Origin of the sequence: Metallumcola ferriviriculae, from assembly GCF_035573695.1 — a bacterium.
Lineage (GTDB): Bacteria > Bacillota > JADQBR01 > JADQBR01 > JADQBR01 > Metallumcola > Metallumcola ferriviriculae.
The window spans coordinates 1,394,634-1,418,323 of record NZ_CP121694.1 but is presented as its reverse complement, the minus strand read 5'-3'; the positions used below and the strand labels follow the sequence as shown (position 1 = coordinate 1,418,323).

General features: G+C 43.5%; 21 protein-coding genes. 2 read left to right on the top strand and 19 right to left on the bottom strand.

The window, feature by feature from the left end:
- Nucleotides 1-361: 361 nt before the first annotated feature.
- The 7 genes from MFMK1_RS07070 to MFMK1_RS07040 all read right to left on the bottom strand — a co-directional run bounded on the left by MFMK1_RS07070 (nucleotide 362) and on the right by MFMK1_RS07040 (nucleotide 8,352).
- A complete protein-coding gene (locus MFMK1_RS07070; RefSeq protein ID WP_366924420.1) occupies nucleotides 362-1,612 on the bottom strand; it encodes a nickel pincer cofactor-dependent isomerase, group 22 in 1,251 nt (416 codons plus the stop codon).
- An 18-nt stretch (nucleotides 1,613-1,630) separates the two neighbouring features.
- Nucleotides 1,631-2,896 (bottom strand): (Fe-S)-binding protein, encoded by a 1,266-nt coding sequence (locus tag MFMK1_RS07065; protein WP_366924419.1) that lies wholly within the window; start codon nucleotides 2,894-2,896, stop codon nucleotides 1,631-1,633.
- Entirely contained in the window at nucleotides 2,883-4,034 is a 1,152-nt protein-coding gene (locus MFMK1_RS07060; protein ID WP_366924418.1) for an FAD-binding oxidoreductase, read from the bottom strand. The genes MFMK1_RS07065 and MFMK1_RS07060 overlap by 14 nt, the downstream gene beginning before the upstream one ends.
- 23 nt (nucleotides 4,035-4,057) lie before the next feature.
- Entirely contained in the window at nucleotides 4,058-5,434 is a 1,377-nt protein-coding gene (locus MFMK1_RS07055) for an FAD-binding oxidoreductase (protein ID WP_366924417.1), read from the bottom strand.
- 12 nt (nucleotides 5,435-5,446) lie between these two features.
- Nucleotides 5,447-6,721, bottom strand: a complete 1,275-nt coding sequence (locus MFMK1_RS07050; RefSeq protein WP_366924416.1) for a TRAP transporter large permease — start codon at nucleotides 6,719-6,721, stop codon at nucleotides 5,447-5,449.
- A gap of 4 nt (nucleotides 6,722-6,725) precedes the next feature.
- Complete coding sequence (locus MFMK1_RS07045; RefSeq protein WP_366924415.1) at nucleotides 6,726-7,223, bottom strand: TRAP transporter small permease; 498 nt, start codon at nucleotides 7,221-7,223, stop codon at nucleotides 6,726-6,728.
- A 94-nt stretch (nucleotides 7,224-7,317) separates the two neighbouring features.
- A complete protein-coding gene (locus tag MFMK1_RS07040; RefSeq protein ID WP_366924414.1) occupies nucleotides 7,318-8,352 on the bottom strand; it encodes a TRAP transporter substrate-binding protein in 1,035 nt (344 codons plus the stop codon).
- Between the two features lie 353 nt (nucleotides 8,353-8,705).
- Between MFMK1_RS07040 and MFMK1_RS07035 the strand changes: the two genes are divergently transcribed.
- On the top strand, nucleotides 8,706-9,392 hold the full coding sequence (locus MFMK1_RS07035; protein ID WP_366924413.1) for a GntR family transcriptional regulator: 687 nt from the start codon (nucleotides 8,706-8,708) through the stop codon (nucleotides 9,390-9,392).
- A 132-nt stretch (nucleotides 9,393-9,524) separates the two neighbouring features.
- Here the strand turns inward: MFMK1_RS07035 and panB are convergent, their stop codons facing one another.
- Entirely contained in the window at nucleotides 9,525-10,379 is an 855-nt protein-coding gene (gene panB / locus MFMK1_RS07030) for a 3-methyl-2-oxobutanoate hydroxymethyltransferase (protein ID WP_366924412.1), read from the bottom strand.
- A 54-nt stretch (nucleotides 10,380-10,433) separates the two neighbouring features.
- Nucleotides 10,434-11,216, bottom strand: coding sequence for an IclR family transcriptional regulator (locus MFMK1_RS07025; RefSeq protein WP_366924411.1), 783 nt, complete (start codon nucleotides 11,214-11,216; stop codon nucleotides 10,434-10,436).
- Between the two features lie 258 nt (nucleotides 11,217-11,474).
- Here MFMK1_RS07025 and MFMK1_RS07020 point away from each other — a divergent pair, with 258 nt between their 5' ends.
- The gene (locus MFMK1_RS07020) at nucleotides 11,475-12,056 is read left to right on the top strand and encodes a cyclodeaminase/cyclohydrolase family protein (protein WP_366924410.1); all 582 of its coding nucleotides are present in this window, start codon (nucleotides 11,475-11,477) and stop codon (nucleotides 12,054-12,056) included.
- Nucleotide 12,057: 1 nt separating this feature from the next.
- On the opposite strand, the gene MFMK1_RS07015 is transcribed toward MFMK1_RS07020, so the two are convergent.
- The 10 genes from MFMK1_RS07015 to MFMK1_RS06965 all read right to left on the bottom strand — a co-directional run bounded on the left by MFMK1_RS07015 (nucleotide 12,058) and on the right by MFMK1_RS06965 (nucleotide 23,532).
- Complete coding sequence (locus MFMK1_RS07015; protein WP_366924409.1) at nucleotides 12,058-13,278, bottom strand: DUF3999 family protein; 1,221 nt, start codon at nucleotides 13,276-13,278, stop codon at nucleotides 12,058-12,060.
- Nucleotides 13,278-15,047 carry a DUF2339 domain-containing protein gene (locus tag MFMK1_RS07010; RefSeq protein ID WP_366924408.1) on the bottom strand — a complete coding sequence of 590 codons (1,770 nt, stop codon included), beginning with the start codon at nucleotides 15,045-15,047 and terminating at the stop codon, nucleotides 13,278-13,280. The genes MFMK1_RS07015 and MFMK1_RS07010 overlap by 1 nt, the downstream gene beginning before the upstream one ends.
- Nucleotides 15,048-15,400: 353 nt before the next feature.
- Nucleotides 15,401-16,000, bottom strand: a complete 600-nt coding sequence (locus tag MFMK1_RS07005) for a lactate utilization protein (protein ID WP_366924407.1) — start codon at nucleotides 15,998-16,000, stop codon at nucleotides 15,401-15,403.
- Between the two features lie 15 nt (nucleotides 16,001-16,015).
- Nucleotides 16,016-18,166, bottom strand: a complete 2,151-nt coding sequence (locus MFMK1_RS07000) for an LUD domain-containing protein (RefSeq protein ID WP_366924406.1) — start codon at nucleotides 18,164-18,166, stop codon at nucleotides 16,016-16,018.
- Between the two features lie 23 nt (nucleotides 18,167-18,189).
- Nucleotides 18,190-18,900 (bottom strand): ABC transporter ATP-binding protein, encoded by a 711-nt coding sequence (locus tag MFMK1_RS06995; protein ID WP_366924405.1) that lies wholly within the window; start codon nucleotides 18,898-18,900, stop codon nucleotides 18,190-18,192.
- Nucleotides 18,893-19,663: an ABC transporter ATP-binding protein gene (locus tag MFMK1_RS06990; protein ID WP_366924404.1), complete on the bottom strand. Its 771-nt coding sequence runs from the start codon at nucleotides 19,661-19,663 to the stop codon at nucleotides 18,893-18,895. Before MFMK1_RS06990 ends, MFMK1_RS06995 begins: the two co-directional genes overlap by 8 nt.
- Nucleotides 19,663-20,616 carry a branched-chain amino acid ABC transporter permease gene (locus MFMK1_RS06985; protein ID WP_366924403.1) on the bottom strand — a complete coding sequence of 318 codons (954 nt, stop codon included), beginning with the start codon at nucleotides 20,614-20,616 and terminating at the stop codon, nucleotides 19,663-19,665. Before MFMK1_RS06985 ends, MFMK1_RS06990 begins: the two co-directional genes overlap by 1 nt.
- A gap of 4 nt (nucleotides 20,617-20,620) precedes the next feature.
- A complete protein-coding gene (locus MFMK1_RS06980) occupies nucleotides 20,621-21,499 on the bottom strand; it encodes a branched-chain amino acid ABC transporter permease (protein WP_366924402.1) in 879 nt (292 codons plus the stop codon).
- Nucleotides 21,500-21,535: 36 nt separating this feature from the next.
- Nucleotides 21,536-22,717 carry an ABC transporter substrate-binding protein gene (locus tag MFMK1_RS06975; protein ID WP_428846291.1) on the bottom strand — a complete coding sequence of 394 codons (1,182 nt, stop codon included), beginning with the start codon at nucleotides 22,715-22,717 and terminating at the stop codon, nucleotides 21,536-21,538.
- A 128-nt stretch (nucleotides 22,718-22,845) separates the two neighbouring features.
- Complete coding sequence (locus MFMK1_RS06965; RefSeq protein ID WP_366924401.1) at nucleotides 22,846-23,532, bottom strand: FadR/GntR family transcriptional regulator; 687 nt, start codon at nucleotides 23,530-23,532, stop codon at nucleotides 22,846-22,848.
- Between the last annotated feature and the right edge of the window lie 158 nt (nucleotides 23,533-23,690).

Here is a 23,690-nt window from a genome sequence, read left to right as displayed (position 1 = left end):
GGTGCTGCTGATTATATTTTTTAAATAAGTGACACCTCTTGGTGTCAGGCACCAAGAGGTGTCACTTATTTAAGATAAGCTCGCCGGGCAAACAAAAAAGCACCCGGTTGGGTGCTTAAATTGAGAATGTATATTATCTACCAAGGTATTCATCCTTTAATATTTGGTTTATCTCTGCCCCAGTTATCTGTCCCTTTGTAATTGACATCATGGCGCCTTGGGCTGCTCCAAAGTTAGTTTTCCTGCTGTGCTAAGTTCTTCGGTCACATACTGCACTAAAGCGTTTTTCTTGGTGTCACTTATTCTTGGTGTCAGGCACCAACTGCCCCCAACTGCCCCAACTGTCACTTATTTAAGATATTTACCTCAATAGATGTAAAAGGTCACCTTTATCGGAAAACTTGTAGGAAAATTTCTCCTCAATATCCCAAGTTATTTCACTTTTAATCTCCTTTAAAAGTGCTTCAGAGATATAGATTTCTTCCAATTGTAGTGTATTCTTAATTTGTACTACCTTAGCGTTTTCAGGCGTAACCTTTCGTCCACAGCATTTTAATGCCACTTTTAAAGCCTTGTAGTCATTGCCCTGTACTATAGGGATAAATCCCCTTTCCAAGAAGCCGCTGGTGATTACATTAGCATAAGTCGCCTTAAAGTCTATTTTGTCATAGATTCTTTGGGGGACTACATCTGCAATGCCTATGCCCAATGCATTCCCATGACTTTCAGGGGTCAGGTCGAGGCATACAATCCGGTTGATAAAGTTCTGTTCGCTCTCAGCAAACCGAATAAAAGTCCTGCCAGTAATGTTAGGGTCTATCCCAACACCACTTATATTTTTGCCAACTTCCTGGACAACTAGTAAATCGATGTGCTTAAAAGGAAGGTATGGCATCAGGTCCTTTGCTTTCTCAAGAAGCATCGGCTCCGTTTTGGGGATTTCTTCAGCTTCAACAACATGAATTTCTGCAGTGTGATCTTTAGCATTCTCGATAATGGCAACACCCATTAAAATGGGCATTTTTTCTAGGATGAGTCGGGCCGACTGAGGAATTAATTCCTTTAAGCCGTAAATACCGTAACTGTGAACGTTTTGCGCCCCCTTATGGTTACCCAATCCTATCACCATCTGCTTCATTAAGCCGCTTTCATATTCAGCATGGAAATCCGTGTGCGGTTTAACCCTATTTAAAAGGATTATACCATCCAGGGTGGAGGCAATCTTATCAAAGTATACGGGAACATCCTCGTCAATGGTACCTACATAAATTGTTGTCATAGAAGCTTGTACCGGCACTCCCATCTCTTCTTCGGAAATACCGTACCCGGCAAGAACTTCTTTCTGTCCATCCGAATTAGCCCCGCCGTGGCTGCCCATGGCCGGAATAATTACAGGCTGAGCGCCCTTCTCTTTTAAAAAGGCAATCAATGTTTTCACAAATTCATGCGTTTTATAAATCCCGCGGCTGCCTACGGCAATTCCTATTTTGGCACCACTTTTTATATTTACAGTGCTTTCTTGCAGCTGTCTTTTTAACTCAGCGCTTATATCATCTAGCTCCGGCGTTTTATAATGTAGCTTTACCTTAACCATCTTTGGAAAAATACTCATATTTATCACCCTCAATCGTTATAACAATCCTTCGCTCTCAGCCAACAACTGTATTGGATGTTTTATTTGTGCTGCTACGCCACTCTTTCTTAACCCAGAATATAACTGCATCGTACACGCGGGACAGGATGTAGCCAGAATATCTGCACCCGTCTGTATGAAATTTTCGATTTTGGCCTCAAGTATTCCTGATGATACTTCTTGGTGAACAAAACAGTATGAGCCTGCGCCGCCGCAGCACACGTCAGCTTCCTTCATTTCCACAAAATCCAGACCGGAGATACCGGATAAAATTTCCCTGGGTTCGTCTTTTACCCCCATCCCCCTGATCGCATGACAAGGGTCATGGTAAGTAACTTTTTTATTTATGTCTCCGGCACTTTTACCAATCAGCTCATTCTTAACGACAAATGCATTTAAATCCATCACTAGGTCACTAAACTGCTTGGCCTTATGCTGCATATTTTCATCGTTAGCAAATATTTTTTCATACTCTTTCAGAGTACCGGTACATGTAGCACAGTCGCTAATAATAAAATCGTAATCTTTTTCTAGAAAAGTATGGATGTTTTCCCGAGCCAATCTTTGCGCTTCCTCAAAGTCGCCCGCACTTTGGTGAGGGCCGCCGCAGCACTGAATTGGCGGTACTTCTACCTCACACCCGTGCTTCTGTAAGTATAATACTGCAGCTTCACCGATATCTCCAAAAAAGGTGTTAGTGGCACATCCTGCAAAATATCCCACTCTCAGTTTGGGTTTCTTAACTTCTATCATTATTCGCGGTAGTCTACTTCGTAATGTTGACTTCAAGCCCATGGGTAAAATATTTTCCATGTGCTTCAACTTCTTTACCGAATTCAACAGGCCGCTGTTTTTGACCAACCAACGCGTACCGCTGTTATCATAAAATCTGGCCAATGACCCGGCCGCTTTTAGCCTTTTTTGGTCTGATAGTAGTCCCCTGTACACAAGCTTATGAAAAAGGTTTAACCCAGCGGCATAGTTTATTTCTTTGCGGGCTTCCATGACTATTTCGTCTGTAGCAACCGAAGAAGGACAATTAGTAACACAAGCTTTACAGAGCAAGCAGGTTTTAATATGTTCTGTAATCTCTTTTTCTTCTCCCCAATTGTACTTACCCTCTAAAACCGTCCGTGCTAACCGCACTCGGCCTCTGGCCAAAGCTGCTTCATTTTTAGTATAACGGTACGTAGGGCACACGTCTTGGCAGAAGCCACAGCGATTACAGCTGCGAATTTTTTTTTCTAGTTCATTGGCAAGCATGGCTATCACCACTTATAAGTCTGTTGTTGGGAAACATTATCCGATTGGGATCAAGGGCACTTTTAAGCCGCTGATAAACCAATCCCGGTTGTTTCTCTTGGAAATTGAAAATAAATTTTTCAGGTTGTTGTGAAACAATATGTGATTCGATGAATTGTTGGATATTTAATTTATTTGGCGGTGATGCATTTATGAGTAACCGCCCTGCACCAAAGTCAACTTCACTAAAACCAGCGTTTTTCAAAAGTCCTTCCCTATCTAGAGAAACAGCCATATCGGTTAAAACCCTCTTATCACCTTTACCTATAATGGCGAATCTGGACTGAGGGCAGTCAGCAAAGTAATTCTGCCAAAACTCATTTACCTTAGTACATTCGAGTTTTGTCATTGTGGTTCTCTGCGCAATCTGCCGGATTCTTTCCGAATGGTCATCTACAGTTTCGTGGAAACCCGCTAATCCTACCACTAGCTTCCACCCTTCATGATTATAAGCTCTTAGGGTCGCAGCGGAAACTTTGTTGGCAATGATTTCGTTGATAATTTCAATTGCTTGCTCCAAAGAGGTGACATCGAAAATCACTGCTGTCCTTTTTTCCGGCAGCGGCCTTAATTTGAAAGTCACGGAGGTGATAATTCCCAAGGTGCCCCAAGAACGGGCAAATAACCTGGTGAAATCGTAACCACTCACATTTTTAACTGTCTTTCCACCGGTTTTCACCAGCTCCCCATAGGGTGTCACAAATCTTAATCCCAGAATATAGTCTTGAATTGTGCCATAAGCATACTGCTCGTAACCCGCGGCGTTTTCAACAACTAAACTTCCCACTGTCCTATGCCCATAATTTTCTGTAGTAACCGGTAAAAATAGATTGTCCCCTTCTAATCTATCCTGTAATTCTTTTAGTGTTATGCCGGCCTGAACCGTAATAGAAAGGTTATTCCTTTCAAATTCTTCCACTGTGTTCATTGCTTCCATGGACAGAAAAGCCGGGGGTTTCTTGTCGGAAAGGTTGATTATTCTTTTGACGATACTGCCCTTCCCGCAAGGCACCAGGGCGAACCCTTTCTCATTAGCATCCAATACTGTCTCCACAATTTCCTCAGCATTCTTTGCAATAATCTTTTGCGCCTTATTCATGTAATACCCAACCTTTCAAAGGCTTAAAGTTCTAACACCTTACCCCTATTTAAACTTAAGTTAGGATCCAACGCTCTCTTAACCTTTTCCATAAAGTTTAAATCCGCCTGAGTGAACTGCATCTTCATAAATGGCAGTTTTTCAAGACCAATCCCATGTTCCCCTGTTAGAGTTCCTTCCATATCAATAGCTTTCTGGAATATTTCACGACTTGCTTTTTCTACTCGTTCATACTCCTCGGTATCGTTCGGTTCGTACAAAAGATGGGGATGTAGATTGCCGTCTCCCGCATGCGCCATTTGGGTAATAATGATGTTATACTTATTACTCATCTCACTGACAAAGCGCAGCATTTCAGGCAGTTTATGCCTAGGTACTGTTACATCCTGGACCATATAGGCCGGTTTAATGCGTCCTAAAGCCCCATTTCCTGAACGCCTGGCCAGCCAGAGCTTTTCCCGCTCAGCATCATCGCGTGCTCTCTGCACGCTAGATGCCTGCTTTTCTTGAAAGATTCCTGAGATAGTATCTACCTGTCTATCTATTTCTACCTCATAGCCATCAACCTCCAGCAGCAGGACCGCCTCTGCCTCCCGAGGAAAACCTAGATGAAGAAAATCATCCACTGCCCGCAATTGATTCTTGTCCATAATTTCTAGCGTGGTCGGTATTATTCCCCGAGCGATAATGGTAGACACTGCTTCTCCGGCCTGATCCAAACTACCAAAAACCGCCATCATCGTTCTAACTGCTTCCGGGTTTTTGGTCAGCTTAACCAAGCATTTAGTAATTACACCAAAAGTGCCTTCCGAGCCGCTAAAAATTCCGGTCAAGTCGGGTGTAAATCGCTCTGCGGGAGCTAAAGCGCCAGTATGGATAACCGTTCCTCCGGCAAGAACTATCTCCAGACCAAGGACATGGTCTTTGGTAACTCCATATTTAACTCCTTTGATACCACCAGCACACTCTGCCACATTACCGCCAATGGTTGCCACCTTTTGACTGGCAGGGTCTGGAGCAAACATAAAACCTACGGGCTGCAATTCTTTCTGAAGGGTAAGGTTCGGTACCCCTGCTTCGACCAGCGCAGTTTCGTTAACCGTATCAACTTCCAGTATCTTAGTCATCTTTGTTAACACCAGAGAGATACCGCCGTTGAGAGGAACAGCCCCACCGCTGAGACAGGTTCCCGCACCCCTAGGTACAACCGGGACAGCATCCTTCTCTGCAATTTGTAATATTTCTACAACTTCTTCTAAACTTTCCGGGAACAACACTACGTCAGGTTCAAAGATAAAAGGAGATGAATCATAGGAATAAACCTCTCTGGAAATCTTGGAAGTAAGAATATCCTCTTTCCCTACTATACTTTTTAGTTTACTGATAACACTTTGCTGCATTAAACATCACCCTTACTGTAATAGCGTCGGTAACCATAAGGAAATCGCGGGAATATAGGTTATTACTCCAAGCGCTACCAAAGATATTAGGAGATATAACCAATTGGCCTTAATGACACGTTCTATGGATAGTTTTGTGATGCCACATGCCACAAAAAGGTTCACCCCCAAGGGAGGAGTAATCATACCTATTGCCAGGTTAATCACCATAATTACACCAAAATGCACAGGATCAATACCCATTTGTACTATTACCGGGTAGAAAATGGGCGCTAGAATAATAATTGCGGCATTCGTTTCCAAAAATGTACCTACAACAAGTAACATAATGTTGATTAGAATCAGCAGCACCAGTGTACTGTCAGTAAAGCTGATAAAAAAGCTTGCTATCTTTGCAGGTATCATTTCTCTAGTCAACAACAACCCAAAAGCAGTTGCAGTGGCAATTATCAGCATCACCATGGAACTACTGATAGCGGAAGCACGCAGTACCCCGGGAATATCTTTCCATTTCAATTCTTTGTAGACAAAAAAGCCAATAATAAACCCGTAAACTACTGCCACGTTTGCCGCTTCAGTGGGCGTAAATATGCCGCCATAAATGCCACCAAGAATAATAATGGGCATCAACAAAGCAAGTATGGCATCTATAAAGGCTGCGAATACCTCTCTTGAGGTAGCTCTACTGTCACCGGCATACCCTTGTTTTCTAGAAATTAAATACGCCACCAACATTAACGAAGCACCTATTAACATACCGGGTAGAAAACCCGCCATAAATAGGGAACCGATGGATGCTCCAGTGACAACTCCATAGGTAACCATAGGAATGCTAGGTGGAATAATCACCCCAATGTAGCCCGAACTTGCTTGAGTCGCAGTCGCAAAGTCATGTGAATAACCCTGCTTTACCATCGCAGGAATCATAATTGACCCAATAGCAGCAACCGTGGCTGGAGATGAACCGGAAATAGCAGCAAAGAACATTGAAGCCATGACCGTCACCAATGCCAGTCCACCATGAAAAGAACCTATCAATGTATTGGCGAACTTTATCAGCCTTCGAGATATACCGCCTTTTTCCATCAGACTTCCAGCAATCATAAAAAAGGGAATGGCCATCAGAGGAAAAGAATCTGTTGCTGTAAACATTTTCTGTGCTACCACCATCAAAGGCACTGTGTCAGTTGCCGCAATAGTTATCAGGGTAGCTAGACCCAAGCTGACTGCAACCGGAATATTTAAAATGATTAACAGTGCAAATACTCCAAAAAGAATTAGACTCATATGTTTACCCCTCTCCCCTCGGCGCCTGGAATTTTTCCACCATAGCTTGGAAAAATCGAATTGCCATAAAGATAGAACCAACTGGAATCGCTAGATATGCCCAGTACATAGGCATCTGCATGGCAGGAGATTTTTGTCCCGTGCTAACTAGGACGGCAATAACTTGAAAAGATAACACCATTACAACAATTGAAAAAATTACAGATAGCAGTCCTGAAACAACAATGCTTCCTCTCTTCAATCTTTTAGGCAAAACATTTACGACTGCCTCTACGCCAATATGTGCTCCCTCCCGGGCCCCGATACTGGCGCCAATAAACACTGCCCAAACCATTAAGTACCTAGCCAACTCCTCTGACCAAGGAAGCGACCCCTTTACTACAAAACGGAAAAAAACCTGCAGGAACACAACAATAGTCATTCCGCCTAAAAGCACTGTAATTAAGCCGGTTTCCAATTTGCCAAGCATATCAGAAAACTTGCTCTGCTTTTTTTCCGCCAAATCATTCCCCTCCATTCTCAATAAACAACTAATTCAACCGTTAATTTTTAAAAGGGCCAGCAAGTGTAACCCTGCCAGCCCCATATTTTACCAGTTACTTCTGAGCATCCAACACTTTTTGGATTACGTCTGCTCCAATTTCTTTTTCAAATTCTTCGTAAACAGGCTGCATGGCCTCACGCCATTCCGCTTTATCAACTTCTGTAACCTGCATTCCTTTGTCTTTCAAAGTACCAAGAAGCTCCGAATCCATACTGGCAACAGTCTCACGTTCGAAGTCTCTTGCTTCAGTGGCAGCTTCTTGAATTGCGTTTTGGATTTCGGGGCTAAAACCATCCCATAGCTGCTTACTGATTAACATCGGTGCAGCTGCATAAAAATGACCAGTCATTGCAAGGTTATCCTGTACTTCAAAAAAGTTGGAAGTAAAAATAATTGGCAATGGGTTTTCTTGAGCGTCAACAGTTTGCTGCTGCAATGCAGTAAATAGTTCACCAAATGCCATCGCTGTAGGATCAGCACCAATAGTCCTAAAAGAAGCCATATGAATTTTATTTTCCATTGTACGTATTTTTAAACCTTGCATATCTTCAGGGTGGATTACAGGGCGCTGCGAGTTAGTAACATTTCTAAACCCATTCTCCCAGTACCCAAGACCCTTTATGCCTTTGCTTTCTAAAGTGGACAAAATACCGGATCCGATTTCACCATCTAGCACTTTATACGCATTATCCCTGTTATCGAAAATAAAGGGCAAATCAAATACTAAAAACTCATTAGAAAAGCCGGCTAAAGGAGCTGTTGAAACTAAGGCCATATCCAATGTACCCATCTGCAGTGCCTCGATCATTTCTCTTTCATTGCCTAGTTGGGAACTATGGAATACATCAACGGTAACCTGACCTTCAGTTTTTTCTTCAACCAGTTTTGCGAACTCTTCTAATCCAGTTTGATACGGATGGGTCGGGGCCAAAACATGACCTATTTTAATATTGATTGCTTTATCAGCATTAGCACCATTGGCAGATTCATCATTTGATGGAGCTTCTCCTCCACCGCATCCTGCTGCTACCACTAAACTTAACATTAGTACGATAATTAAAGCATATGTTTTTCTACTTTTTAGCATTAATTATAGCCCTCCCTATTTAGATAAAAAATTGCGTACCCCAGAACCAATAAACCGTAACAAAATAATTACTGATAATTACTTTTCAACGGCATGCCCCCCTTCGATTAACAAAAACCTTAAACAAAGAAATTCTACACGTTTAAGGGATTAAGTTAAGTAACCAAACATTTTATATTTAGATAAAGGTTGTATTTTCAAAAAATTAAACTAATATCTATTGCTTTTACGCACAACTCTTGGTAACATCTTAAGTAGTTCTTGATATGTAACATGTTAGCCGCTCGGAGCACCACAAGTATACCATGTAACATATTAGTTGCCAAGATGTTTTTAAGAAAGGGTGTCGAACTTTGAAACAAAACATAAAAAAGGTTCCTAGCTTAAAAGAACAAGTGTATAACTACTTGAAGCAAGCACTTTTAAATAATGAGTTTGAATTGGGAAAGCTATATTCTGACCAATGGGTAGCCGGGCAGCTAGGCGTAAGCCGCACCCCTGTTAGAGAAGCAGTACAGCAGCTTAAGCATGAAGGGTTTGTAAAAGTTGTCCCTTACAAAGGATTTACTGCAAAGACAATTTCAGAAAAGGAAATTGAAGAGGTATTCGAAGCCAGAGAAGCTATAGAGGGATTTTGTATCAAAAAGCTGGTCAATAATCACCAATCTAGAGCAGCAGGTCACGTGCGCCAAAAGTTAGAAGAAATAATTGCTGGCCAAGAAACTTCTGCCCAAAATAATGAACGAAATAAATTCTGGGAAATGGACAGTAACTTCCACCAATGCATAGTAAATTATAGTGATAACACTATTCTGGTCAATCTATATCAATCTCTGGGCGACAAAATCAGTAGAATTGCTTTAGAAACCCTAAAAGAAAATAACCGATTAACCACGGCTCTTCAAGAACATAAAAAGACACTAGAGTTTATAAATAAAGAGGAACTATTAGAAGCCTATGAGAGTAATTATCGACATTTGCTTAGCACAAAAGCATTAATGATGGAAGCATTAAAGAAATGTATGGATTCAAATTCTTAAGGCACGCCCTATTAAGAAATTCTATTTTACTATAAATCAACAAAGGAGGAGGTCAACTAACTGGTTGCCTCCTCCTTTGTTGCAATCATCTATTTAATTTGAGGAGGTCCTAAGCTAAAGTAAACATCAAACTTAATTCCTTAACAAATCTTTCAACTTCTTCACTTCTTCTTCTTTCATACCGTAAGTATATTTCTCTTCGGGAAACTTGCCTGTTTTCACTTCATTTACATAATCACTTAAACCACTATGGATAGTCTCATTTAAGTTAGCATACTTCTTAACAAACTTGGGAACAAACCGATCAAAGAAACCTAAGATATCGTGTACAATTAGCAATTGGCCTGCAGCATCTGCTCCGGCGCCCAAGCTGATAACCGGTATTGAAAGAGCCTTAGTAATTTCAGTAAGCACTGCCGGGGGGACAGCTTCCACTAATAATAAAGAAATACCGGCTGCTTCTAAAGCTTTGGCATCCTCTATCAGCTTTACAGCTTCCTCGGCTGTTCGGCCTTGAGCCTTAAATCCGCCCATTTGTGCTGTGGATTGCGGGGTTAAACCAATGTGACCCATGACAGGAATTGTCGCTTTAACCATCGCCGCTACAGTTTCTGCCATTTCCACGCCGCCTTCAAGTTTTACTATGTCACAGTTAGTTTCTGCCATCATCCGGCCGGCATTACGGATAGCTTCTTCCTTGCTTATTTGATAGGTCATATAAGGCATATCCCCTACTAGAAATGCAGTAGGTGCGCCTTTACGGACAGCGGTAGCATGGTTGATCATCATGTCCAAGGTGACCGGGAGTGTACCATCCATGCCGTATACGGTCATACCCAAGGAGTCGCCCACCAAGATTATTTCAACTCCTGCTTTCTCTTCAAGAAGAGCCACAGGATAATCATAGGCGGTAAGCATCGTGATAGGCTCACCTTTCTCCTTCATTTGATTAAGAGTGTGAATGGTGATTTTCTTTCTTTCCGTCATAAGATATTGCCTCCTTTAACTATTTTGATTAGTACTATATAAATGGTGTGAATCCTAGCCTTGCCACCCCATTCTCCCAGATATCTTGTTGGCCGTATCTAAAAGTTCGTGTATCACTTTATCCTGGTCCAAGTTACTAAACTGTTTATCAATACCAGTAACACTGCAGGCTGCTATAACTTCATTTCGATGATTTCTTACGGGGGCGGCAATACATATCATACCTTCTTGTAATTCCTCATTATCCGATGCATAGCCGCTTTCTTTTGCTAATTTAATTTCCGATGTCAGACTATCAACACTAGTTATGGTATTAGCAGTAAACCGGGAAAACTCTACCCCCAAAAAGACTTGTTTTATTTCGTCCGAGCTGAGGTCACACAGAAGCACTTTACCGACTGCAGTACAATAAAGAGGCAACCTTTTACCAACCCGAGAATAGGTAATAACAGCATCTAGCGGATCCTCTTTATCAATATAAATTGCTTCGTTACCTTCCTTAACAACTAGGTGCACAGTCAATGATAATTTTTGTGCGAGCTTTGCCAACAAGGGAGATGCGTTTTGCCTCAAGTCCATATTATAGTTAACCAGATTGCCCAGTTCTAGCAATTTTAGACCTAACTGATACTTTGAGTTATTTTCCTCTAAAAATCCTTTTGCTGCCAGTGTCTTTACTAAACGAAATGCAGTTGTTCGATTAATTTTTAGTTTTTTACTAATTTCCTGCACACTGTACTCGGTGTTTGCAGAGTCGAAAATTTCCAAGATGGTTAACCCTTTAGACAAGGCCTTTACCAGGTAATCTTTTTCTCTATCTAACATGTCTTTCTCCATGACGGCCACCCCTGTTCGCATTGTGAACATCGTGTTCATTTCTGTATTATATTATTCGCCCTTCTTTATCGTTTTCCTTCTAAAAAATAAAAAAAAGCATAAACGGCTGCTAAATCGCCAAATGAGCCTAATAAATAAGTGACACCTCGGTGTCAGGCACCAAAAGGGTTCCAAAGTGTCACTTATTTACAAATGAAAGCTTACTTTAGGGTATAGCTAGATAATAAGCGAATTAATTTCTTTATGGGGGCTTTCTAAATGGACTTAACACACATTTCTATAAGCAGCTATCTCAATGAGCTGAATTCGGGCAAAACATCGGCCAACGCAGGCTCGACCCTTGCTATTACCGGTGCGTTGGGGGTGTCGTTGCTGGGGATGGCCTGCGAGCTTACTTTAAAACATGTGAAAATTGATGGATTTCATGAGCTCACATTAGAATTAGATAGACTGTCCGAGACATTCTTAGAGTTGGGACAACGGGATATGGAAGTCTTCACCGATGCGTTACAAAAGGATGAAAACGCTAAAATAAAGGCCATTGAAAGCCCACTAAATGTGGCCGGTCAATGCTTACCCATCATCAGTAAGTGTCTAGATTTGCGACATCAATGCCATGCAATGGTAGAAAAAGATGTGGAAGTAAGTCTCCTCCTATTAAGCGCCTGCTGTGAAGGTAATATCCTCCTGGCAGTGGATGACCTGAAGCTGGTTCAAGGAGAGACTCGCGAAGAATTTGAAAAAAAGATAAGTTCCTTCAAAAATAAATTGGACACCTTGAAAACCAAGATGTCCGATCATAGAAACATTTCTCATAGAAACATGTCTTTAAATCATTAAATTACCCAACCTGCTTAACTGTCCTATAGAGAAAAACTCCTGCCCCTAACGCCAATACCAGTAAACTTAGCGGCATCAGCCAAGGCATCCGTTCGGTAAGCGGCATTCTACTATCAATCTCCGAGAAGTTTGGGTTCTCCTCCACGTTATCAAGATAAAACTGCTGGTAGTCACCCGGGTTACGGGAAAGTTTCAAGTTATTTATATCGTAATTCGGTGCATCCAGCAACTGGTCGCCCCAGTAAACATCAGCAATAAATCCCTCAGGCTCATTGGTCGCATTAACCAAAAGATAAGTAGGAACCTGCTGCACCTTCATCGCCTCTATGGATAAGGGGGAGTTATCTTCATCATTAATAGCTAGACGTAAATGACGATAGTTGACAGGACCGTACTGTACATCTAATTTTTCGCCGGTACTGTCCCTAAAAATGATGTCTTCAGCTATTAGCTGCCATTCACCATCACCATCATTCTTTCCCTCAAGCGTTACCTGTCTATAGAAGTTATCGTCCGGAGTTTCTATAACGACCCTTTTGGAATGAAAGTTTGTATACTGATTATCAATTGTTACCTGGGTCTTCTTATTTTCATTGGTGATACCATAGGAAACATATTTGGGTTCCCTTTCTTTGACAACCTGCCTTACACGACTGTAGTCCACAGTCTTAACTTCAAGAAGACCTTCCTTTGGCAGTTCATACTCGATTTTAATAAAGTCATAGGCCACATTGTTTAAAGCAAAACTATTAAAAGCGTTATCGACACCGTAAAGTGTCTGTTTTTTAAGGAATTTCCATTTATTCCTATCATTACTGCCATAAATATCCGCTTTGACTAGGTATTCCGCTGCGCTTAACTTCACGGTATATTCCAGTTCTTCATCATCTAACTTACCGGGCGGAGCAATGAAAAAAGAATACTTATTGTCATTAACGCCCTTGTTAAACACTTCCATCTTTTCAGTTACTGTGTTATGTCTATCTACCTCTCGCAGCACCTGGTAACTCAACTCATTATCTGAACTGTATATCCTTAAATCTTTAAAAGATGGGTCGGCAACTTCTAGCACGCTGGGGCCGAGTTCCAAAATAAAGAAATCCTCCTCTAAGCCCTGAGCTGATAGGCTGCCTTGATATTTGAAATGATTCGTGCCTTCAGCACCCCAAGCAATAGATTGAAAGATAAGAAGAAAAATCACTAGGAATAAAGTCCGCCTCATTACATTTCCTCCTCGCTGTCTTCGCCGATTATGATATCTTTTTTCTTTTGATATACAAAAGAAACACCCAGTAAACACAACCCCAGTATAATAAACAATACTATTTTGTAGATTGTTGCTAGATCGTCAAGGTCAACGAAAAATGCCTTTGCTATTACAATACCGATAAGTCCAAGGCCCCCGAACCTGAGATAACGATTATTTTTCTTTAATCCCAAAGTAAACAAGACAATAGCATAAAGCATCCATATACCACTAAGGCTCAACTGCTCAGGTGACAAGAGAAAGTCATAATCCTTCATAGAGAAGAAATGACTGTTCTGCATTGTAAGGAATATAAAAACCTCCATTAGTACCACACCTTGCAAGATAAAAGCTAATGGCTTTTCATCTTCTCCGGCATTTTGGGCATAAAGCCATGCGACTAACCCGGTGACGACAATTGCATAAAGCCCAACCAGGGTTCGATAATTCAAAAGGAACATTTCCTTATTCATCCACCAGCTATCTACAAATTCCCAGGTACTCATCAACGCTATTGCTAAGATGATAAGACCACCAAAACGTAGTTTCTTGCTGCTAAGTTTAAAACTAATAAAAATCACGCTTAAGGCCTCTGTCAGCCAGGCAATAGATAAGTAGTGCTCTTTAAGCTGCAGCGGCATGGCAATGGTAATTAAGACAAGTGCCGTACCAAAGAGGACAAAGAGCTGCTTCTTATCATCCTTGTAAACCGTATAAACGGTCCTGCCAAGATAGATATAGCAGCAGGCTAAAAATATGGCGTAAAAGCCCATGTAACCATCGATAATTGTACCCTCTAAGGCCGTTGCGCTCCAGGCAAAAAACAGGAAGGCATTGAGCCCCATCAAAATAGTCTCTGCGGTAGTTGAAAGCTTTCGCTGCCTGATATTATAGGCAGTGGTAATACCTACGTAAAGAACGAATGTAACAACAAGAAATAGCATTGTCGGCGTCAGATACCCTAAATCAAACTCAGCGAACATCCAAAACAGGATGATTGCCTGGTTAAAGAAAAAACTCAGGTAGTTAAATAATATCCACTTGCGGGAGGAGGACACGCCAAGAACCCCTGCAGTGAGAATGGTCAGGTATGTAAATAGTACCCACGGGTTCGGGTCATTGCTTCCCACCATGAATGGCGTTAGATAACCACCGATTATACCCAGCACACCAATGACCATAGCATCATGTCGGACGGCCATCACCACTGTCAGCGCCATAATTACCACTAGCACAATAAATGTGGCTACCTGGGAAAAGAGGTCATAGAAGCTATAGCCGGCGTAGATTGAAAAAAACATGGCTAAACTGCCGCCGCCCAGCAAACCTTGAGCATAACGGGGATACTTCTTCTTAGTATATTCACCGCCCGCCCATAATCCTACCCCCAGCAGCATGCCGAGAATAATTCGTCCAGTTGGACCAATCCACTGGTTGTCAAAAGAATACTTTAAGAAGATCGCCAAACCAACAATCAGCGCCACCACACCTAAGCGGTTTAGCATCTGGCCTAAGCGCAGTTCCAGATTTACTCGGGGTCGTTTAGCCTTGGTTTGAAGTTCTTTTCTCTTTTCCTTAAGGGTACCAATGGTCTTTTCGGCTAGCGGTCGAGGCTCTGGTTTCGTGCCCAAAGCTAGATTAGCCTTTTTTCTATCTTCTATAAGTTCCAGACGGCTCTGTAAATCCTCCACCGTTCTACTAAGTTCAGTTACTTGTTCCTGCAGGACTTTAATTTCGTTTTCCATTAATGCCACCCCCATTCAAAGTAGTGCCCTACTACATCACTTCATTTTATTAAGCCAAGCTGTATTTATACGCTTTTCTGATCCAAATTAAAAGTATTATTTGTTTCACTTAAATTAATTGGCCATTATCTTTCTGCTTTCCTCTATTTATAATATTAATAGTTTGTGAATAATTGCATGACCAAAGCAAGTCCGCAGTTAATTATATATAAGTGCACCTAAAATAAAAAGCAGCGTTCTTGTGACTAAACAAGACAGCTGCTTTTATAATTGCCTAATATACTGCGACCTTTCGAGCACTTGACGGGCAAATGGCTGAGGGATGTTCGCCTATTGAGAAATTCAAACGAATATCAGTATATATCTCCCTCAAGCAGAATCACATGGACCTCCTTGGGACCGTGCATCCCAAAGGCCATCTTAAACTCAATGTCTGCCGTCCGGCTGGGCCCGGATATAGCAGTAACATAGTTGGCTAAAGGCACCCCATACTTTTCTTGGGATGCGCGCCTCACTTTTTTCAAACCTTCAGTCACAGTACTTGCCATTGCCTCCTTTACTACCAAGGCAATATGAATAGGCGGCATATTTGAAACAAAGCGGGAATCACCTTCGTTTTCCACTAAAAAAATTGTGCCTGTTTCCGCCACCACAGCATCCGCCGCGGTAATGCCTACACTAGCAGAAAGGATTTCCTCTCTTGTGCATGCAACAGTAGATAAAACAGATAGACCCTCAGCATTTAACCTGTCCCCTAAGGTTGCTTCCTCAGCTAAAGGAAAGGCCGCTAAGGCGACACTACCGCTTGTACCTGCTAATTTACCGATATACTTTGTGACATCTGCCCATGATTCGGCGGATGTCACCTGACAACCTTTCTCTTCCAAAGCTACGCGTACCCTGTCTGGCAGAGTTTCCTCAGCCGGCTCGTGAGCCACCTTCACGTCTTCCATTGCCATCCCCCCCATCTATTTGTTCCAATCACTTTCCGCAATCAGTTCTACCATGTGTTTGACCTTAATATCGCTTCCCAGTTGAGTTAACCCGTCAGTTAAAGAGGCCATGCACCCGGGACATGAAGTGCACACTACATCCACCGCAGAGGCGGCAATTTCCTCGGCCTTAGTTCTGCCGATGCATCCGGTCAAATTATAGTGGTCGAAACTGACCGTACCCCCAAAGCCGCAGCATTTGTCCGCCCCCTCACACTCAGAGAAAGTTATACCTGCCATCTCGCTTAACAGCAGACGCGGATTGTCATGTTTACCATAATTAGTTCTTAAATCTTTTAGATGGCACGGGTTATGATAAGTAACAGTAATTGGATCCCCCGCAAATTTCAAACCTTTATTGTTTATTCCCAATTCATCCACCAGCAAACTAACTATATCCACTACTTTATCTGCTAACTTTACTGCCCGTTGATGATACTCTTCATCCAGCCCGGCAAAAAGTAGAGGGTAATCATGAAGCATACTTTGACATGTGGCACAAACATTAACCACCTTGTCTGCATCAGCTTCAAGCAGTAGGTCGATATTTTTCTTGGCAAGTTCCCTGGCTGTATCCATGTCACCATTGACCATCATGGGCAGACCGCAGCATTCCTGGTCCTTAGGCACGACCACTTCCACCTGGTTGTTCTTAAGTACTTTCAAAGCGGTATGACCCACATCTGTATAGGCAACATTGACTAGGCAGCCGGAGTACAATGCCACTTTCATTTTCGGGTTGCTCACTTTTACGGTGCTAGGCGCAGTACGCAGAAAACTTTGGGCGGTTGGCATAGGCAGCACCCTGTTTTTGAAGCCAGCCGGCCCAATGCGGGCTCGACATCCCCGCTTTTGCTCATCAGGGACCAACAGTATGCCCTTTACCTTGGCTGCCTTCCCAGCAGCACCTTCTAAGCGCCGTTGGTTTCTTAGTACCTTATTCAAGGCGTATCCTTTTACCGTTCCCATACCTTTTTCTGCCAATACCGTGCTTCGCAAACGGCTGATCATACCGGGAGTGTCGATACTATTTGGACATACCTGAATGCATGTGCCGCAGCTGAGGCACGCGGACAGCCCACTCTCCTCCGCCTCAGCCAGGCTGCGTGTAAACGCAGTCTGCACCACCCCACTGCCACCAATATATTTTTTACCAAAAGCATTGCCAATGGTATCATAAACCGGGCAAAAGTTCTGGCAGCTGCCACAATTAATGCAGTAAAAAGCTTCTTCAAACCCAGCTTCCTTCGCCGCAGAACGTCCATTGTCAATTAGTACCACATGTACTTCCTCCGGTCCGAAAGCACTCTTTTTGCTCTTTGCCGGACCAGATATCACGGAGATGTACGTCCCAATATCCTGTCCTACCCCGTAAATAGAGGCTGACTGCACCACCAGCACCCCGTCCTCAAAAGTGGGCACTATCTTATTGATACCGGCAACCACTATATGAACCTTGGGCAGTGTAGTTACCGCCCTAATGTTGCCCTCGTTTTCCGTCAGAATGACAGATCCCGTATCCGCCGTTATGGCATTTGCACCGGTAATACCAAACCGTGCAGTTTCCATAGTGGCACGTAGGTGATTCCTAGCCACACCTACCAACTCGTCAATATCACCGCTTAATTCCCTGCCTTCAATTTTGGAAAACATCTGCCTAACTTTTTCTGCCGGAATATGAATAGCCGGCGCCAGGGTATGACTGGCTTTGCTTTTGGCCAGTTGGTTGATCCAATCTCCCAGGTCAGTTTCTACTATATTAAGCCCTTTCTCCTCCAGGGCTTCCACTAGACCGATCTCTTTAGCTACATTGGATTTGGATTTGACTACCGGGCCCTGATTTACTATGTTGCAGATATATTTTTGAGCGCCGGCAGCGTCCTTGGCAATAAAGACTTTACAGCCGTTTTCCTCTAATTTGGCCGTCGCCTGGTCCACTAAGTCCGACATGTTATTTAATGATTCCCGCTTGACCGCTCTTAGCTGGTTATGCTTATCCGGATATTTCTGCACCATTTTTAGCATATTAGGGCGAATAATATTTAATGCCCGATCCCTGCCCCGCTTGCTTTCATCATCCTGAATAGCGCTGGTAATCTTCTCTCCAAACACCTTTGTTGCCTTCATCCTACCACCCGCTCCCTTTAAGCTTACACTGCCCTGCTTCCCAAATACGCTTCGATAACTTTAGGGTCCTGTGCCAGTGCCGCAGCAGTACCTGACAGTACTATCCTTCCCGTTTCCATTACGTAGCCGTAATGTGCAACCTTTAGAGCCTGTCTGGCATTTTGCTCCACTAACAGGACGGTGGTTCCCTGATCGTTAATCTCTTTAATTACCCGAAACACGTCCGCGACAATTTGCGGGGCCAAACCCATTGAGGGCTCATCCAGAAGCAGCAGTTTAGGCCGAGCCATCAACGCCCTAGCGATAGCCAACATTTGTTGTTCGCCTCCGGAAAGGTTGCCTGCCTGCTGCGTTAAGCGCTCCCGTAAAATAGGGAATCTATCCATAACCCTTTCCTTATCCTGTTTGACTTCATTATCTTTGCGGTTAAGTGCACCCATCTCCAGGTTCTCTTCCACCGTCAGTTTCTTAAATATGGCCCGCCCTTCAGGAATCATGCTGATACCGATTCGGGCCACCTTATGAAGCGGCCAACCGATGATATCCTCCCCTTTAAAGGTTATCCTACCGCTCCTGGGAACCAGTGCTCCCGTAATGGTACGCAGGGTAGTGGTCTTGCCGGCACCGTTGGCACCGATTAAGGTCACTATAGATCCTTCCGGAACCTGCAAATCTACCCCTTTTAAAATCCTTATATTACCGTAATAGGCTTCAATGGCACTGATTTCAAGCAATATCATCATCCTCCTTACCCAGGTACGCCTGAATAACCTCAGGACTTTTCTGCACTTCCGCGGGAATGCCGTCTGCAATTTTACCGCCAAAGTTTAGAACAGCCACCCGGTCGCAGAGGTTCATCACCAGGTTCATGTCGTGTTCAATAATAATTATGCTGACACCTGTATCCTTAATAGAGAAAATTAGCTTTAGCAGCGCCTTGGTTTCCACTTCATTCATGCCCGCCGCTGGTTCATCCAGCAGCAGCACCTTTGGCTGAGTAGCCAGCGCTCTAGCAATTTCCAGCCGCCGCTGACTGCCGTAGGGCAAGCTGCTTGCATGAGTGTCTCCCAAATCTCCAAGACCCACAAACTCCAGCAGTTGGTCTGCCCGCCGCTTTATCTCCTTTTCCTCTTCCCTAAAACCCTTTAGTCCCAGGAAAGCACTCCAAATACCACTCTTAGTACGACAGAACTGACTGACCATTGCATTTTGCTGCGAAGTGAGATGCCCGAACAGCCTGATGTTCTGGAATGTCCTGGCAATTCCCAAACGAGTTATTTCTGAAGATTTTTTAGTCGACAAAGAAACATCGTCTAAGAGAATGTTACCGCCTGATACGGGCATAAGCCCGGAAATGAGGTTAAAAACAGTAGTCTTCCCCGCCCCGTTAGGGCCAATGAGTCCTAATATCTCTCCCTGGTTCAATTCTAGGTCCAGCGATTGGACTGCCGCCAAACCACCAAAGTTCTTTGATACCGCTTTTAATGTCAGTAGCATTAGCTGCTCACCTCCCCGTTCTGTTTCAGCGTATCTTTCGCCTCTTTAGAACGCTTAAACAGGTTGGCATCTATAATACCCTGGGGTCTAAAAGCCATCATCAGAACTAACAGCATGCCGAACAGTATCCACCGGTAATCCTCAACAAAGCGCAGCACTTCCGGTATGGTGGTAATAATGAAGGCACCCAGCAGACCGCCCCATACCACCTCACTGCCCCCTAAAACCACAAACAGCAGCATATCAATGGCATGGTGATAACCAAAGTCACCAGGCGAGATAAAGTTTGTGATATGAGCAGACAATGCCCCGGCCAACCCCGCTAAAAAGGCACCTTGGGCAAAGGCCAGCATCTTTACGTAAGTTGTGCTGATACCCATTACTTCTGCGGCCACCTCGTCTGCTTTGATGGCGGCCATCGCTCTTCCAATACGTGATTTTTCCTGGCGAAGAATAAACACAAAACAAACGGCCAATACGGCAAAGGAAAAAACAAGGGTGAGTATGGCAGAAACTTGAGTAAACCGTAAGCCCCACAAACTGTCAATACCCGCAGCTTTAAGGTATCCCCCAAATAAATTATTCAGGTTAGGAATGCCCGGCAGCCCGAGTGCTCCGTTAGTGATCTTTAAGTTTAAAAAGACCACCCTAACCACCTCGCCAAAGCCCAATGTAGCAATGGCCAAGAAAAGTCCTGTCAGCCGTAGCGCGGGAAAGCCTAGCACCATTCCTACAAGAGCGGCCACTAAGGCGCCTGCAATAATACTTATGAAAATATTTGTGTCGTAATTGAGGCTTAGTATCGCCGCGGTATACGCACCGATGCTCATGAATCCTGCATTGCCCAGGGATAATTGGCCGGCAGAAAAAGGAATGTAAATACTCAGGGCAAGAATGGCATTAATGGCTACGAAGGTGATTATTTGTAAGTAATAGGCGTTTAAAAAGTCCATTACGTTATCCCTTCCTCCCTTCTAGCTCGCCAAAAATACCGGACGGTTTGATTAACAGTACAGTAATTAGCATAATAAAGGCAACGGCATCTCGATAAGATGAGCCAATGTAAGCAATACTGAATACTTCGGCTGCACCGAGCATCAATCCACCCGCCATAGCGCCGCTGATGTTACCCATGCCACCGACAATGATGATAGCCAATCCCTTAAGCCCATAAGCCACCCCCATGGTTGGAGAGATGGCATTAAACTGCAAAGCTACCAACACTCCGGCTGCACCACCCATGGCTGATGCAATCACCACCGTCAGCACCATCATGGAACTAACGTTTACGCCCATTAAGCCGGCCGCTTCGGGATTTTCCGCTACGCATCGTAGTGATTTTCCAAGCTTTGTTTTGGCTAACATTACTTTTAACACCAACATTAAAGCAAAAGAAATACCCAATATAATGATTTGGAGGAGGGAAATACGTATCCCCAAGAAGTTGTAAAATACCGGTTCCACACTTTGGGGAAACCGTGTAGACTGAGGGCCAAAAACCATCAGAGCCAAGTTGGTCAAAAAAATAGAAACCCCAATGGTACTAATTAGGGGGGCTAAATGGGGCGCCCCTTTAGTTCTAAGAGGCCGGAGGGCCAGATACTCCAGCATCCAGCCCAAAATGCCCGCCCCCAGCATGGCCCCTAAGATGGCAACCCACAGGGGTGCACCTGTAGTCGTTACTATCAGCAACCCTACAAAAGCACCCATCATAAATATCTCAGCGTGTGCCATGTTGATTATTTCTAGTACTCCAAAAACCAGAGTATACCCTAATGCCACCAGGGCATATGTGGTTCCTGCTGTCAATCCGTTTACTACCTGCTGCCAAAACATTTAAGTCACCTCATCTTTCATGGGCCCGCCAGATTACTACTTAACCTCCGTATACTTTCCGTCCACGACTTCCAGTACAGTTGCTTTCATCACCGGGTTACCATTCTCGTCAAAGGAGAAAACACCGGTAACTCCCTCATAGTCCTTAATCGCTGCCATGGCATCTCTAAATTTATCTCTATCGTCAGCGGCACCTTCCGTTGTCATGGCCTCTGCGATAATTCCCAAGGCATCGTATGCTTGAGCAGCAAATTGGTCCGGATTCTGGTCATGAAGGTCATTGTACTTTTGTACAAAAGACTGAACTTTCGGATCGTCCTTACCTGTAAACCATGGACTGCCCACCATTACGCCCTCAGCAGCATCACCAGCAATCTCCATCAGCTGTGGTGAATTGAAACCGTTGCCACCCATCACCGGAACATCCAAACCCTGCTGTTTGGCTTGTACAAGCAGCAATGAAGCTTCTTTGTAAAGTGCGGATACAGCCAATGCATCCGGTTTAGCCGCAGCTACTTTGGTTAATTGTGCTTGGAAATTGGTATCGCCGTCATTAAAGGTTTGAGTTTCCACTATTTCTACACCCTGATCCTTCAACGCTTGTTCAAAGGTCTGCGCACCGCTGACCGTAAAGTCATTGTTTTGAGAGTACATCAAAGCAACCTTGGTAAAACCGTGCTTCTCCTTGGCTTTAGCAACAGTAGTGGGAATAACTACTGACTCCGGTACTGAGTTACGGAAAACATAAGGGCCGATTTCGCCTATACCTGCGGCTGTGTTGGAGGTACCCATGATAACTACGCCAGCCTGGTCAGCTATAGGACCAGCAGCAAACATTTCACCGCTATAGGTAGGCCCAAGAATTGCCAATACTTGGTCTTTATTAATTAACTTCTGCACTGCGTTAATAGCTTCGTTCTTGTCACCGCCGCTGTCTTCAAGAACCAGTTCAATCGGCCGCCCGTTAATACCGCCGGCTTCATTAATTTCATCCCGTTTAATTTCAAACCCAGCCTTGATCGCAGCACCGTAGCCGGCACCGTCACCACTCATAACTGCTACTACACCAACCTTAATCGGGTCTTTAGATACTTCCTTGGCATCACCGGGTTTCTCTTGTTGTTCAGCCTGACCACCGCCACCGCAGCCGGCTGCAGCCAAAACAAAAAGCGCCAAAACAATAAGTAGTAAAAATTTCTTTTGTTTTCCAAATAACATTTTATAACCTCCCTTTTTTGTTTTAATTCCTCTATCTGCAAAGCCTGGCTTCTTGTGAGCTCTCACCTCCTTACAAAGCGCAAATCTAATCAAAGTTTTAAATTTTCTGAAATATAATGATGAAAGAATTAAGCTTCGCTGACATACTGTTTGATGTTATTGACGTGTGCAAGCATAACCGTTTCGGCTTTTGGCCTGTCCCGCTTTTTAACAGCCTCATAAATCGCCAGGTGCTGTTTAAACGCCTCTTCCTTTATCCCCGGTATACCCACTACCTTCGTTTGGGCTTCAATGACCATTTCCCGGACACTAATAAAAATATTATAAAGTACCTCGTTAGCCGCTAATTTGGCCAACTGTTGGTGAAACGCAATATCCGATTGAATAAATGCTTGATTATCGCCCTCAATCTGGGATTTCATGCCCATTAGTACTGTTTCTAATTCCACTAGCTCCTGGTCACTTGCACGTTCCGCAGCTAATCCTGCTAACCCTGCTTCCAACATGCCCCTTGCCTCATAAATCTTCTCAAAATTATTTTGCTGCATCATAATCTCTCTACCTACGGGGCTGAGAAACATTTTAGATGTATCTTCAACAAAAGTACCTTGGCTGGTCCGTTTAATCACACCTAGTACCGAAAGCGATTTCAATACTTCCCTAATAGTGGTTCTTCCTACGGAAAACAGTTCCATTAATTCATGCTCTGTGGGTAGCTTGTCCCCAGGTTTCAAACGACCAGAAACAAGCATCTCCTCAAAATGTTTGATAATTAAGTCCGGCAGGTTAGTTCTCTTAACATTCACCTTTTCCATAGTCAGCAGCTCCTTAGATAACAAATGAGAATATAGTTATGTCAGTTTGTCTGACAAGCTTACAGATTATAAATGCTACTTATTCTTCACACAACTAAAGTTATCCTTCTAAGTTTCCATAATTTTTCTCATTTTTCTCTCTAAATAAGGGCTAAACC

Coding starts and splice junctions, on each gene's coding strand:
- panB (WP_366924412.1), bottom strand. CDS start 10,379: ATGACGGAAAGAAAGAAAATCACCATTCACACTCTTAATCAAATGAAG.
- MFMK1_RS07000 (WP_366924406.1), bottom strand. CDS start 18,166: ATGAAGGCAACAAAGGTGTTTGGAGAGAAGATTACCAGCGCTATTCAG.
- MFMK1_RS07065 (WP_366924419.1), bottom strand. CDS start 2,896: ATGCTTGCCAATGAACTAGAAAAAAAAATTCGCAGCTGTAATCGCTGT.
- MFMK1_RS07050 (WP_366924416.1), bottom strand. CDS start 6,721: ATGAGTCTAATTCTTTTTGGAGTATTTGCACTGTTAATCATTTTAAAT.
- MFMK1_RS06965 (WP_366924401.1), bottom strand. CDS start 23,532: ATGGAAAAGGTGAATGTTAAGAGAACTAACCTGCCGGACTTAATTATC.
- MFMK1_RS06985 (WP_366924403.1), bottom strand. CDS start 20,616: ATGGACTTTTTAAACGCCTATTACTTACAAATAATCACCTTCGTAGCC.
- MFMK1_RS06980 (WP_366924402.1), bottom strand. CDS start 21,499: ATGTTTTGGCAGCAGGTAGTAAACGGATTGACAGCAGGAACCACATAT.
- MFMK1_RS07055 (WP_366924417.1), bottom strand. CDS start 5,434: ATGCAGCAAAGTGTTATCAGTAAACTAAAAAGTATAGTAGGGAAAGAG.
- MFMK1_RS06990 (WP_366924404.1), bottom strand. CDS start 19,663: ATGCTACTGACATTAAAAGCGGTATCAAAGAACTTTGGTGGTTTGGCG.
- MFMK1_RS07010 (WP_366924408.1), bottom strand. CDS start 15,047: ATGGAAAACGAAATTAAAGTCCTGCAGGAACAAGTAACTGAACTTAGT.
- MFMK1_RS07070 (WP_366924420.1), bottom strand. CDS start 1,612: ATGAGTATTTTTCCAAAGATGGTTAAGGTAAAGCTACATTATAAAACG.
- MFMK1_RS07060 (WP_366924418.1), bottom strand. CDS start 4,034: ATGAATAAGGCGCAAAAGATTATTGCAAAGAATGCTGAGGAAATTGTG.
- MFMK1_RS07040 (WP_366924414.1), bottom strand. CDS start 8,352: ATGCTAAAAAGTAGAAAAACATATGCTTTAATTATCGTACTAATGTTA.
- MFMK1_RS07005 (WP_366924407.1), bottom strand. CDS start 16,000: ATGGAAGACGTGAAGGTGGCTCACGAGCCGGCTGAGGAAACTCTGCCA.
- MFMK1_RS07015 (WP_366924409.1), bottom strand. CDS start 13,278: ATGAGGCGGACTTTATTCCTAGTGATTTTTCTTCTTATCTTTCAATCT.
- MFMK1_RS07025 (WP_366924411.1), bottom strand. CDS start 11,216: ATGGAGAAAGACATGTTAGATAGAGAAAAAGATTACCTGGTAAAGGCC.
- MFMK1_RS07020 (WP_366924410.1), top strand. CDS start 11,475: ATGGACTTAACACACATTTCTATAAGCAGCTATCTCAATGAGCTGAAT.
- MFMK1_RS06975 (WP_428846291.1), bottom strand. CDS start 22,717: ATGTTATTTGGAAAACAAAAGAAATTTTTACTACTTATTGTTTTGGCG.